The organism is Halopseudomonas sp., from assembly GCF_036960865.1.
Lineage (GTDB): Bacteria > Pseudomonadota > Gammaproteobacteria > Pseudomonadales > Pseudomonadaceae > Halopseudomonas.
Genome location: NZ_JBALWE010000001.1, coordinates 21796 through 35371, shown reverse-complemented (window position 1 = coordinate 35371; position 13576 = coordinate 21796). Strand labels below are relative to the sequence as shown.

General features: G+C 56.1%; 6 protein-coding genes. All 6 read left to right on the top strand.

The window, feature by feature from the left end; genetic code table 11:
- The first annotated feature begins 3 nt into the window (after nucleotides 1–3).
- The 6 genes from V7747_RS00085 to V7747_RS00060 all read left to right on the top strand — a co-directional run bounded on the left by V7747_RS00085 (nucleotide 4) and on the right by V7747_RS00060 (nucleotide 13564).
- On the top strand, nucleotides 4–2904 hold the full coding sequence (locus V7747_RS00085; protein ID WP_335614043.1) for a DEAD/DEAH box helicase: 2901 nt from the start codon (nucleotides 4–6) through the stop codon (nucleotides 2902–2904).
- A 26-nt stretch (nucleotides 2905–2930) separates the two neighbouring features.
- Nucleotides 2931–7874 (top strand): Eco57I restriction-modification methylase domain-containing protein, encoded by a 4944-nt coding sequence (locus tag V7747_RS00080; protein ID WP_335614042.1) that lies wholly within the window; start codon nucleotides 2931–2933, stop codon nucleotides 7872–7874.
- A 146-nt stretch (nucleotides 7875–8020) separates the two neighbouring features.
- Nucleotides 8021–9439 (top strand): S1 RNA-binding domain-containing protein, encoded by a 1419-nt coding sequence (locus V7747_RS00075; RefSeq protein WP_335614041.1) that lies wholly within the window; start codon nucleotides 8021–8023, stop codon nucleotides 9437–9439.
- Between the two features lie 3 nt (nucleotides 9440–9442).
- Nucleotides 9443–9943 carry a hypothetical protein gene (locus tag V7747_RS00070; protein ID WP_335614040.1) on the top strand — a complete coding sequence of 167 codons (501 nt, stop codon included), beginning with the start codon at nucleotides 9443–9445 and terminating at the stop codon, nucleotides 9941–9943.
- A gap of 12 nt (nucleotides 9944–9955) precedes the next feature.
- Nucleotides 9956–10456, top strand: coding sequence for a hypothetical protein (locus V7747_RS00065; RefSeq protein ID WP_335614039.1), 501 nt, complete (start codon nucleotides 9956–9958; stop codon nucleotides 10454–10456).
- A 12-nt stretch (nucleotides 10457–10468) separates the two neighbouring features.
- The gene (locus V7747_RS00060; protein ID WP_335614038.1) at nucleotides 10469–13564 is read left to right on the top strand and encodes a DEAD/DEAH box helicase; all 3096 of its coding nucleotides are present in this window, start codon (nucleotides 10469–10471) and stop codon (nucleotides 13562–13564) included.
- Nucleotides 13565–13576 lie beyond the last annotated feature (12 nt).

The window sequence follows — 13576 nt, the reverse complement described above, 5'->3', positions numbered from 1 at the left end:
CCGATGTCTGCACTCTATGCCCCCGGCGCCCGTGTTGTAATCCGAGACTGCGAGTGGATCGTTCGTCGTGCCGACCCCTCGGACGACGGTGGCTATGTGCTCACGGTCGACGGCCTGTCCGAGCTGGTTAACGGCAAGAGCGCACGCTTTCTGACCCGGCTGGAAGAGCAGGCCGACGCCATTCGCGTACTGGACCCGGCACAAACCCGTTTTGAGCAGGATCTGTCTCCCGGCTTTGAGAAGAGCCGCCTGTTCATCGAAACCCAGCTGCGCCAGATCACGCCGGCCGACGGCAAGATTCACCTCGGCCATAAGGCGGCGATGGATCCGGTGCCCTATCAGCTGGACCCGGCGCTGCAGGCGCTAAGGCAGAATCGCCAGCGCATTCTGATTGCCGATGCAGTGGGCCTGGGCAAGACCCTGGAAGCCGGCATTCTCATGACTGAGCTGATACGCCGTGGCCGCGGCAAGCGCATTCTGGTGCTCACGCTGAAAAGCATGATGACCCAGTTCCAGAAGGAAATGTGGAACCGTTTTACCATTCCGCTCACCCGGCTTGATTCAGCTGGCTTGCAGCGTGTGCGCAACCACATTCCCGGCAACCACAATCCGTTCTACTACTACGACAAGTCGATTATCTCCATCGACACTCTCAAGCAGGACAACGAATACCGCCGCCATCTGGAGCAGGCTTACTGGGACATCATCGTCATCGACGAAGCCCACAACGTTGCCGAGCGTGGCTCCAGCTCGCAGCGGGCAAAACTGGCGCAATTGCTGGCAGGCCGCTCAGATACCCTGATTATGCTCTCGGCCACGCCCCACGACGGCAAAGCCAGAAGTTTTGCCAGCCTGATGAACATGCTCGATCCGACAGCCATCACTGACCCGGACGACTACGCCCGCGACGACTTCAGCGACAAGGGCCTGGTCATCCGCCGCTTCAAGAAGGATATTCGCGATCAGGTAAAACAGGAGTTCAAGGAACGCGTCGTCAACGACATCTACCTGCACGCCTCACTGGAAGAGGAGGCGGCCTACCAATACCTGCTCGATGTGCCCTTTACCTACCGCGGTGAGCACAGCCAGACCCGCAATGGTCAACTGGTGCGCATCGGCCTGCAGAAGGCCATCTTCAGCTCACCGGCGGCAGCTCAGGTCTCGGTACAGCAGCGCATCAAAAAGCTGGAAAGCAAGCCGGATATCAGCTCCGACGAGAAGGTCGAGGTGCAGAGTCTGCACAGCCTGTTGCTGGCGCTTGGCAAGATTACACCCGCGCACTTCAACAAGTACCAGCAACTGCTGACGCTGCTCGGCAGCAAGGCGTTTGGCTGGAAGAAGACCGACACCGAAGACCGTCTGGTGATCTTCAGTGAGCGCATTGAAACGCTGAGCTGGCTGCACGGCCAGCTGCAGCAGGATATTGGTCTGAAAGACGATGCCATTCGCATCCTGCACGGCGGCATGTCCGATATCGAGCAGCAGGAAATCGTAGAAGCCTTCGGCAAGCCCGAGAGCAAGCTGCGTGTGCTGCTGTGTTCAGATGTGGCCAGCGAGGGGATCAACCTGCATTACCTCTCGCACCGCCTGGTGCACTTTGATCTGCCCTGGTCGCTGATGGTCTTCCAGCAGCGTAACGGCAGGGTAGACCGCTACGGTCAGGAACAGACACCGATCATCACCTACCTGATCAATCAGAGTGACAACCCGCAGGTGCGCGGCGACCAGCGCATTCTGGAAATCCTCAAGGACAAGGACGAGCAGGCCTACAAGAACATCGGCGATCCGGCCACCTTTATGAAGGTGCACGACGCAGAGGCTGAAGAGGCGCTGACGATGGACGCCATGGCCGCCGGCACCGATGCCGAGACCTTTGATGCCCAGTATCAGGCCGATGACAGCAACGAAGGCGACGATCTGCTGGCGCTGTTCCTCAACCCGGACGCCGCCGCACCGATCACCTCTGAGCAAGCCGAGCAGCACACGGTCGAACGCTACAGCCTGTTTGATAACGACTTCGACTTTGCCCATCAGGCCCTCGAGGCATTGAACCGTGAGCAGCAGGTGGTCAGCTACTCGGTCAACCGTGAGCGTCAGACCATCACTCTCACGCCGCCGGATGATCTTGAATACCGCTTCCGTTTTTTGCCGCCTGAAATCAGCCCCGACGACGGCAGCCTGGTACTGACTGCCGACAAGCAGCGCTTTGAAGACGAAATCCGCCGCAGCCGCCAGGACGAAAATGCCTGGCCCAAACTGCACTATCTCTGGCCTCAGCATCCGGCCATCGACTGGCTGCAGGATCGCCTGCTGGCGCAGGTGGCGCGCCATAGTGCGCCGGTGCTGGCGCTGCCGGACAGCCGGCAGGTGGCGAACGCCATGCAGGGGGCAGACAGCGTCTTTCTGGTCAGCGGCCTGATTCCCAACCGCAAGGCCCACCCGGTGATCTGGCAGTGGTTTGCGGTGCGTTGCCGCGCCGGCGCAGTCCTTGACGTGCAACCGGCGCACGATTGGCTGCCTGCTCTGCAGCTCAACCAACGCCTGCCCAACCATGCCGAACCGGTCAGCCTGGCTCCGCTGGAAGCCCTGCGTCAGCCGGTGATCGCCGCCGCCAGCGCGCAGATGGCGCAGTTGCAGCAAGCCTACAGCGCCGCCCGCCAGCCCGAGCTGGAGCAGCAACTGGCCGCCTTGCAGGCCCTCAAGGGCCGTCAGCTGCAGCAGTTGGACTTGCAGCTGCAAGGCTCGGCGCAGGCAGAGCACTTCAAGCTCGCCCGCCGCGAGGAGCGCAGCGCCCGCATTGAACAGATTTTTGCCGACTATCAGGCCTGGGTGCGCGATACCCTCAGCATTGAGCCGGTGCCCTTTATTCAGATCATTGCCGCCTTCACCCGCGCAAGCGCCTGAAGCCCAGGTTAATCAGGAATACTCGTATGGCAGTACAAGACAGCGCCACCTTTATCGGCCTGAGCAACGATAACGAATTCTTCAGTGCCCACTACCTTGCCGAAGTATTTGAGGGCGATCTGGCCGATACCATCCGCGACTGGGAGGCCCGTGAAGAGCAGGCCCGCGCAGAGGGACACGACTACAGCACACCGCACCGCGGGCTGCGCAACCTCAATCAAGGCTATTTTGCCCTGCGCCACAAGCTCAAGACCGAGCGCACTGCCGCAGAGCGCGTGCGCCTGCAGCGCCAGTTTTATGCCGACCTTATGCAGGTGCTCGGCATCGCCTGTCGGCCGGAAAACCGCCTGCTCGCCGCCAATCAGGAGTTGCCGGTACTCGCTGCCCTGGGCGATCAGCTCTGGGTGCTTGGCGCACTGGATCAGGACAACGAAGGCCTGGACCCGCTTTCGTTGAAACTGCATGCCAGCCAGTTCATTGGCCCCGGCCCCCATGCCGATGCCCTGAAAAACAGCGATTGGTACAGCATTCTCGATCAGGCCGTGTTCCGTCAGGACAACCCACCGCGTTGGGTGCTGTTGTTGTCTGACCGCCAGGGCATTCTGATCGACCGCTACAAGTGGTCGCAAAACCGCATGCTGCGCTTTGACTGGGAAGACATTCTCGGCCGCCGTGACGACAAAACCCTCAAGGCCACCGCCGTGCTGCTGCACCGCGACAGCCTTGCGCCCAAGGAAGGGCAATGCCGCCTCGACAGCCTCGACGAAAACAGCCACAAGCATGCCTTCGCCGTCTCCGATGACCTCAAGTACGCCCTGCGTCAGGCCATCGAGCAGCTCGGCAACGAAGCGGCAGCGCAGCTGATTGCCCAGGCCCGGGAGCGCAAGGAGGGCATCTTCAGTGGCGATAACGCCCTGGATGCCGATCAGCTCTCCAAGGAATGTCTGCGCTACATGTACCGCATTCTGTTCCTGTTCTATATCGAAGCCCGGCCCGAGCTGGGGTATTTGCCCACCACCGATGAAAGCTGGCGCACCGGTTACAGTCTGGACAGCCTGCGCGATCTGGAAATGGTCCGCCTGACCACCGACGCCAGCCGCCAGGGCCGTTACTTTCACGACAGCCTGCAGCGCATGTTCAACCTGATCTATCAGGGCAACAGCATCAGCCGCCAGCACGACCAACTGCACCAGAGCAGCGCCAACGCCTTCACCTTGCAGGGGCTGGACAGCCACCTGTTTGACCCGGCCAAAACGCCGCTGCTCAACCGCGTCGTGTTCAGTAACGAGACCTTGCAACAGGTGATCCGCAGCATGTCGCTCACCCGTGCGCAAAAGGGCAGGCAGCGCCGGGGCCGCGTCAGTTACACCCAGCTGGGTATCAACCAGTTGGGCGCCGTGTATGAAGCGCTGCTCAGTTATCGCGGCTTCTTCGCCACCGAAGACCTCTACGAGGTCGCCCCCAAGGGCGAGAACATCAACCCCAACGAACTGGAGACCGGTTACTTTGTTAACCAGCGCCAGCTCGACGAGTTCGACGATAACGAGCGCGTATTTGATCTGATCGAGCGCAAGAAGACCCTGCGCGTGCACCCCAAGGGCAAGTTCATCTATCGTATGGCAGGGCGCGACCGCGAGAAGAGCGCCAGTTATTACACCCCCGAGGTGCTGACCAAAAGCCTGGTCAAATACACCCTCAAGGAGCGCCTGGGTGCAGAGGTAACCGCAGACGAGATTCTCACGCTCACCGTCTGCGAGCCGGCCATGGGCAGCGCCGCCTTCTTGAACGAAGCGGTCAACCAGCTGGCAGAGGCTTACCTCACCCGCAAGCAGCAGGAGCTGGGCCAGCGCATCCCGCACGAGGCCTATCAGCGCGAGTTGCAGCGGGTGAAGATGCACATCGCCGACCATAACGTCTACGGCGTGGACCTCAACCCCATTGCCGTAGAGCTGGCCGAAGTCTCGCTCTGGCTCAACGCGCTGTCTGGTGGCCATAACGTGCCCTGGTTCGGCTATCAGCTGTTCAGCGGTAACAGCCTGATCGGCGCGCGCCGTGAGGTGTACCCGGCCGTCGCGCTGAAAAAACAGGCCAAAGACGGGCTCTGGTACAACCAGCCGCCGCGCCGGCTGGAGCCGCGCACCTTGCTGGAGCCGAGCGGCGAAGGCGGGCGTCGTGAGCAAGAGATCTATCACTTCCTGCTGCCCGACCCCGGCATGGCGGATTACGGCGACAAGGTCGCCAAACAGCTGCGGCCAGACGCCTTCAGAAAACTCAAGGAATGGAAAAAGGACTTCTGCGCCCCGCTGGAAGCCAGCGAAATCAGCCTGCTGCAAAGCCTCAGTCAGGCGGTAGACCGGCTCTGGCGCGAGCACACCCAGATGCTCGCCCAGCACCGCCAGCGCACCGAAGACACCTACCCGCTCTGGGGCCAGCAGGGCATACAGGAGCACCACACCAGCACCCGCGAAAAAGACGACTTGCGCGCCCGCGGCATCTTCAACACCAACGCCCGCATCGCCTCACCTTATCGCCGCCTCAAGCTGGCGATGGACTACTGGTGCGCCCTCTGGTTCTGGCCGCTGGATCAGGTAGACCAATTGCCAGACCGGCAGAAGTGGCTGTTTGACCTCAACACCATTCTCAACAGCGCCGGCACCTTTACCTTCGCCCCCGAGCAGGAAGGATTGTTTGCCGCTGAGCGGCCGCCAGCCGATCAGGCGAGTGACGGCTTTGCCCCGCCCACCGCGGATATGTTTGCCGCTGAGCAACCCCAGCTTGGCCTGCGGGCAGAGACCCGCGCCGCCCGCGAGGTGAGCACGCCCCAGGGTGAGCTGAACCTGGAAAAACTGTTCAAGAACCCCTTCTACGCCACCCTCAAGTTGGCCAACCAACTGGGTGAGCAATACCGCTTTTTTCATTGGGAACTGGCCTTGGCCGATGTCTTCGCTAATCGTGGCGGTTTCGACATCACCCTGGGTAACCCGCCCTGGCGCAAAGTGGAGTGGCAGGAAGGCGGCATCCTTGGCGACCACAATCCGGCCTTTGTGCTGCACAAACTCAGCGCCAAGCAGCTTACCGATGAACGTGAAGCCGCCTTTTCTCGCAGCCCTGAACTGGAGCAGGCCTGGTTTGCCGAACTGGCCGAGGCAGAAGGCTCGCAGGCGTTTTTGAATGCCACCCAGAACTACCCGCAGCTCGCCGGGCAAAAGGCCAACTTGTACAAATGTTTCCTTCCCCGGGCTTGGGCCAATGTGAACGAACAGGGCGTGAGTGGGTTTTTGCATCCGGAAGGAATTTATGACGATCCCAAGGGTGGGGCGTTCCGGCGGGAGGTGTATCGACGGTTACGAGGACACTTCCAGTTCCAGAATCAGCGAATGCTGTTTCCGATTGGCCACCGCGTGAAGTTCAGCACCAATGTCTATGGTCCCGTGCATGAGGTGCCCAGCTTCAACAACATCGCCAACCTGTTTGTACCGCAAACCATTGATGCTGCGTTTGCTCATGATGGGCAGGGTCTGGTGGGCGGCATCAAAGATGAGGAAACGGGTGATTGGAATCAGGTAGGCCACCGAGACCGAATTATCGAAATCGGTCAGCACGAACTCGCGCTGTTCGCCCAGCTCTACGACGAAGCCGGCACCGATGCGCTGGAAGCTCGCCTGCCGGCCCTGCACGCCCGGCAGTTAATGGCTGTGCTGGATAAATTTGCCGCCCAGCCCCGGCGGCTGGGAGACCTGAAAGGTCAGTACTACTCCACGCAGCACTGGAACGAAGTCAACGCCCAACAAGACGGCACGATGAAACGGGAAACCCGTTTCCCGGAAAACCCGGACCAATGGATACTCTCAGGCCCGCATTTCTACGTTGGCAGCCCGCTCTACAAAACCCCGCGAGCGGTATGCACAGAGAAAGGCCACTACGACATCCTCGACCTGCAAATCCTGCCGGACGACTACCTACCGCGCACCAATTATATCCCCGCCTGCGATCCCGTCACCTACCGCGACCGCACTCCGCGCGTGCCCTGGGTAGAAGAGGGCGAACATCGGGCGCGCTTGGTGACGGAGTATTATCGGTTGGTTAACCGTGAGATGGTCGGCTCGTCATCAGAGCGCACATTGACGACAACCATTGCGCCGAAAGGTCTTGGACATATCCATACGTGCTTAAGCACGATTTACAAAAATGATTGTGATCTTTTGGACTTGTTCAGCTACACGCTATCACTGCCGTTGGATTTCCGAGTAAAAAGCACTGGCGTCGGCCATGTAAACAAGTCGCTCCTGAATCAACTGCCACTTGGTTGTGGTGAGCAAAATCGGCCAGCCCTACACGTTCGCGCACTTTCGTTAGTTAGCCTGACTAACCACTACGCCGATCTCTGGCAATCCAACTGGCAAGACAGCTTCCGCCAACAATACTGGGCCACCCGCGAGCCCATCGCCGCGCTGCCCCAGGACTTTTTCGCCAACCTCACCCCCGAGTGGCAACGGAACAACGCCCTGCGCAGCGACTACGCCCGCCGCCAGGCGCTGGTAGAAATCGACGTCCTCGTCGCCCAGGCCCTCGGCCTGACTCTGGAAGAACTGCTGACCATCTACCGCGTGCAGTTCCCGGTCATGCGTCAGTACGAAGCCGACACCTGGTACGACCAGCGCGGCCGCATCGTCTTCACCCCCAGCAAGGGCCTCGTCGGCGTCGGCCTGCCACGCAAGGCCAACAAAAAAGACCTCGACACCGGCACCCACTACACAATCGACTCCCCCGAGCGCACCGAACACAACATCGCCCTCGGCTGGGAAGACATCCAGCACCTGCTGCAAGGCACCGTCCGCAAAACCCACCAGGACGACACCCTGCCAAACGGCCCCTGGGAAACCACCACCGAATACCACGCCCCCTTCTTCAAACCCAATCGGGAAGAGGATTACCGGGTGGCATGGGAGGTATTTGAGGAGATTCGCTAGTGGGCTTCTTAAGTAGTCTTTTCACCGCCTTGTTGGAAAATTCTGCACGGTCTACTCGGCCCAAGCGTCCTGCAGCTTCTTATTTTGGTTCGGAAAGTAGCGGAACTACCTCGCGAAGTAACGTCACTTATAGCCCAGGGCAAGTGATGTCGGGAAAAGTGGATTACGTGGGGCCAAAGTTTGCGAAGGTGGCGTCGGGTGACCTGACTGCGGTGGTGTTTCTTGGCGAGATAGCCAATAACAGGGTGTCTGCTGCCAGCGACTTATTGACTGTTGGGCAAACTGTAGAATTTGTGCTGGTTAAGAATGATCCGCGTGGTTGGCAAGCCAGTATCAGCGCTGTCCCGGAAGCTCTGACAAGGCAGGCGCTCGGGAGTGTACGTGAAGGTTCGCTTGTGACTGGGTGTGTCGTAGATTTAAAGACTACTGGTGCGGAAATCGATGCGGGAGGATTCAGAGCGTGGGTTCCATTGTCTGAACTGGCTTGGCGCTGGATTGAACATCCTGCTGATGTGGTGTTTCTTGGTGAGAAGATTCAAGTACAAATTATTCGTATCGAAACGCCCGACGGTTGGCTGTCGAATAAACGGCAGAGGAAGGCTCGAGCAATCGCAAGCCTTCGGGCGTGTATTCCTCAGCCTGTGTCGCCCTCTATCGCTGTTGCTTTCAGCGGCATGCCTTTCAAAGTCTGGGCTGTTGCCAAAAAACCACGCAGTTTTGATGCCGTAACAAGCTTCGTATTGGAAGAGCTCGCTGAAGGTAAAAATAGAGAAGCGATTGCCTCGACTACAGGGCTTGATCGGGCCACGCTAGAAGATATTCACACGTATCTCGTAGAGGAAAAGCTTGCCAGCGACTGGGGACTCAGTAGAAAGGGTAGGGATTTGGTAGAAGCCTTAGCTCTGGTTCTTGACATGAATGCAAATCCGGTACGTGGGGTATATTCAGGCGCTGCTCCTGCAAATTCCCAGTTGATCGCTACTGATGAGCATCGCAAGCAGCAGGCATTGCCACGTGGTTGGCCGCGCCCTCCCTATGACAAGCGGGCCGATGATAGCTTTTTGCGTGCAGCGGGCGAGGCCTTACCCGAAGAAATTCTCACTACGCTGGTGTCAGGTGAGTTGCGCGAGAGGCTGAAGAAGGTAATGGAAGACAGCCGGGTCCGGATATTTCTGCGCCGCGATGGTGAAAGCCCCTGGAAAACTGTATTTGTTGATACCTCTGAGAATTGGTTGCTGGCCGGTCTTTGGCATGTATTTACGCCATTTGCCGGTAAACCCTTCAGGCCTGCGAGCGGAGAGGAGCGATGCAGGAACTTTCTGATGCTACGCTGCCGAGCTGAGTCGTCGGAACCCGAGGGAGGGGCGGTCGAGACTGTATATTATGAACCAAATACCCAAACGCTTTGGATCCTCAAAGATGAGCAGCAGGTGAGAATCAATGATGCCAAAGGTGAGAGCTTCCCTGATCTGCCTGCGGAGTTGGACAAGAATATAGATTCGGGTACAGGGCATATAGTATTTGCATTTCAGCCAGAGTCATGGTGCCGGGTTAAGGTGTTTTAGGGTATGTCTATTCGAATACCGAGACAGGCGCTTTTATTGCTGAAAAATACGGTTGTTATGGCTAGTAAATACGGGCTCAAGAAAGGGATGGCGAAAGCCGCTGTAAAAGCCAACCCTGCTTTGTTGCTGTTGGAGGCAGCCGTATCGGTTGCGGATGCAGTGAACTCCTATATAAATCTTAAGGAGGCCCGTTTACATCGTGATGGGCTGACACGATTTATCCAGCATGAGGGCAAGAGGCTTGAGCTTGAGCGCCAGAAGCTGGCCGATCAGATTGCTCTGGCAAAGCAGGATCTTAGCAATAATCGCAAGGTGCAACAGCGGTTGGGTGAGCTGGTGCTGGCCTGCTCAGCTGCGTATCGCCTTGTTTGGGATGAATTGCATGCGATACGCAGTTCGGACCTGCCTGATCTTGAAGCTTTTGATACACAGCTAATCGAGCTTGAAGATGTATGGAGAGAACTGCAAATTGCTCTGCAATATTACAATGAAACCAGTGCTTAGGAGATGAAAGTGATGTCTGATCAAAAGCTGTCAATGTCTGACGAGTTGCTTGCGAAAGTTGCAGCGGTTTCGGCGACTAAGAGTGCAACAACTACTGTGGGTGATCAGACTGAAATACTAAAAAATGAGCGTGCCACTATAGAAGGGAACACGAAAGTGAAGGTTGCTCAGCTTCAAGTCGCAAAGGAAGCGATAGAAGCACTTAAGGGCGTTTTTGAGGTTTTTAAGTCTCGCAACCAGCTGCAGGCAACTATTGCAGAATGGCAGGGACGTATCACGCAAGTAGAAAACGAAGTTAAAAAAGCAGAGGTTGGTCTTCAGATGACCAAGGAGAATAACCGGGTCCGGACTGAGGAGCTGGATCTGACAAGAAGGGTGCTAGAGGCGCCGTTAGAACTGTTTGATTACACCATGCAGGAGATGAAGGGGCTGGACTGTTCAAAGGAGGATAAGGCAAAGCTACGCGCGGAGCTGCTGCGCATTTCTGATCAGTTAATACAGCTAAAGAAGTAGTAGGGAATCCGTGTGATTCATCTATTTGTTATAGCGGGTATCAGCCTCACTGCTACCGGTATCAGCTGGTGGAATGGTCGGCAAACCAGCGATGTCCAGAATCAAATCAAGGTGTTGGAGGATCAGCTCAAAGGTCTCTGTGCAGCGGATGAAAAACAAAGACGCACGCTACTGATCAGCTACGTTGAGGGGCTTGAAAAGCTTATCGGCCTAGAGCTTGATATGCGTAATCAGGTTGCGACCGAGCTAACGGCAAGTCACGCCAAAGCAAAAACGATTTTGGGCAAGCGGCTGGGTAGTCGAGAGAGCGACACATTTCATCAAGTAGTTCTAGAGCTTGAACTCGGCTTGAGCCGTGTTCATGCTGAGCGGGCCCACCTGCGCCTGGTCAGTGAGTGTCTAGCGGGAATTGTGGATGGGGATCATTTCAACGTGCCCAGCCCATCAGAGCTGCAGCTACCAAATGATTTTCCGCGTGAAGGCGGGTTGGTGCATTTTGAAGGGACAGTACCGAGCAAGCTCCATGATTATGAGCTACAGGTGCAAAACTGGTCGGAAGAGCTTAATGGCCGAGCGATGCTGTTTGATGTTGATCATGAAAGACGAGTCGCGAAAGTCTCGACGCCGAGTGCGGGGCTCTTAGAAGCAAACTTGACGGATGGCGGCGGTGTAATGCTCGCCAAGGTTATCCGGCGTGACCACCAGGGGGTTCATCTGGATTACTTGGGGGTAAGCTTGCTGCTGCAGGCAAGGCCTCAAGAATATAGTCGTTTGAGCCCTGAAACCGAGATCGAGGTGTACCCGCAGGTCTGGTTGTTGAGCCAAGTAAGCGCGCTGAATCAGAACAATCCACTGCTGGTCAGACTGACGCCTAGAGTCGGGGGTAGTCGAGAGTTTTGGTCACCTATCTTGTTGTCTGTTCCAGAAAGTAAATTGGGAGACCTAGTGGATGCTTATGAAGCCATTGGTCAGGTTAGCCAAGCATCACCTTGGCGGGTGTTTCTTGTCGGGTCAAGTAAAGTTGGTTTTATGCTGGGTAACGTGACTTTGCTGACTACAGCCAGCAATGAAGAGAAGGCTTTCGTGTTAGATGCGGTAATCTTTGATTACGACATTCCCTCTTCTTCTATTCGTTTTCATGCAGGGCTAGCTGCTTTTGTACCTGGCTCCGATGACGATATTAATGCGGATCGTTCGGTTTTTTTGCCTTTTGTGGAAGCGTTAAACTCTGAGCTTACGGGCCAGAAACAAATGTTGCTTCAGCGTAAAACAGCTCTAAGACTGCGTAAGCTGTCGCTTATTTATCAGGATCAACAGGAGCATATCCAGACGGAGGGGACCTGCGGTTTTTTACCTGGCCGCGTTGATAAGGGGGGGAAGGTTGTTATTGGTACCGTTACGACCATTAACCGCCCTAGCTGGCTTGATGAGGCAGCCTCTGGTGATGGCAAAGTCCGACTGCAGGTCACTGGGCATTCTGAAACATGGAAAATCAAGCGAGCTGCTTGGGTTGATCTGAAGCTCGGCATAATGCGTTTGGATTTGGACGTACACTATCAGGCTGATTTTCACGAAATTAACCCCTTTGGGCTTTCCCGCATCGAACGCATTGGGGAGGGCAGTCAGCAGCAGATTTTGAGCAAGGCCCTAGAGAAGGCAATCCTCGGAAGATTTGTGTCACCCAGAGTACATGAAGCTCTGCTCGGTCTTGCGGGTGACTCAATCTCTAATACTAATTTGAGTCGAGCCAGTGTTGAAGGGTTGCTGGGTTCTGAAGAGCCGGTTGTATGTGTATGGGGGCCTCCGGGTACCGGTAAAACGACGCTTTTGGTTAATTGGTTGACGGGGCTTTTTACTAACTCAAACAGACAGAATTGGCCGAGCATTCTGGTTTGCGCTCCGACTCACGTTGCTGTTACCAAGTTAGTAGTGGATCTGCTGGAAAAGATTCCTGAATTGAGAGACGAGGTCGTGCGATATGGTAGTCGCGACAAAGTCGAAGGTACTGAACTTGAGGCAGAATGGCACGAGAAACGCTTGTTGATACTGGATCCAGAATATAGAGAACGTCTCGATTCAGATGAGGCAACGCAACGCTGGAAGGCGCTATTGGCTAGCCGCGAAGGGCGGGAGTCGGCAGCTAAATGGCTGTTAGGATCAAAGCGCATTCACGCAGCCACTTGTACGGGTATGGCAAGAGTCGATTATGGGTTATGGAGCCGTGCCTTCGATATTGCCATCATCGATGAGGCAGGAAAGGCCTTTGGTGCTGAGTTGTTGATACCTGCATCGGTCGCAAAAAGAGTTGTTTTGGTCGGAGACCATAATCAGCTGCCACCGACCGTGACGACAGATATGCTCGATGACAGTATAGGCTATCGTCTGTCGGTATCCGAGGTGGAGGAGCTGTTACGCCGTAACACGTTTCACGACATTTTTGAACAGCTCCCCGCTTCAAGCAAGGGCATGCTCACGACTCAATACCGGATGCACAAAGACATTGGTGATATAGTAAGCGAGATGTTTTACCAGAGCTGTCTTGAGTCTGCCAGAAGTGAAGAAGGGTGGCGGCTTTCTAGTCATCGGCTTGCTTTTGTTGATTTTAGTAATGTCCCCGATTATAGGCACCGAAAAGCAGGTATCTCTAAGTCTATTGAAAACCCAGTTGAGCGGGCCGCAGTTAACACGCTATTAAAACGCATGGATGATTCAGGTAGGTTTGGAGAACTTAGCATATTAGTGGTGTGCCCTTATAAAGCACAAAGAAACGCAGTCGAGGTAGCCATCAGGGAACGCTCTTATAATCTCGATCTGGAAGTAACAACAGTGGATGCAGTTCAGGGAGGTGAAGCAAATATTGTCATATTGCTTATGACTCGAAACTCTGGGCAGGTTGATTTCTTATTGGATAAGCATCGGCTGAACGTAGCTCTTTCAAGAGCGCGGGATGCTGTATTCATTTTTGGCCATGTAGAATGTCTGACCAAGAATGCTGGCAGTCCAGTCGCGAAGCTTTTGGATATAGGTAATAGAAATGGAACCTTGAAATTGATGAGGCTTGAGCCTAACGTGTCCTTCAATCGGCAGCTGGGTGGGCTCGTCAAGTGAGGCTTTCTGTGG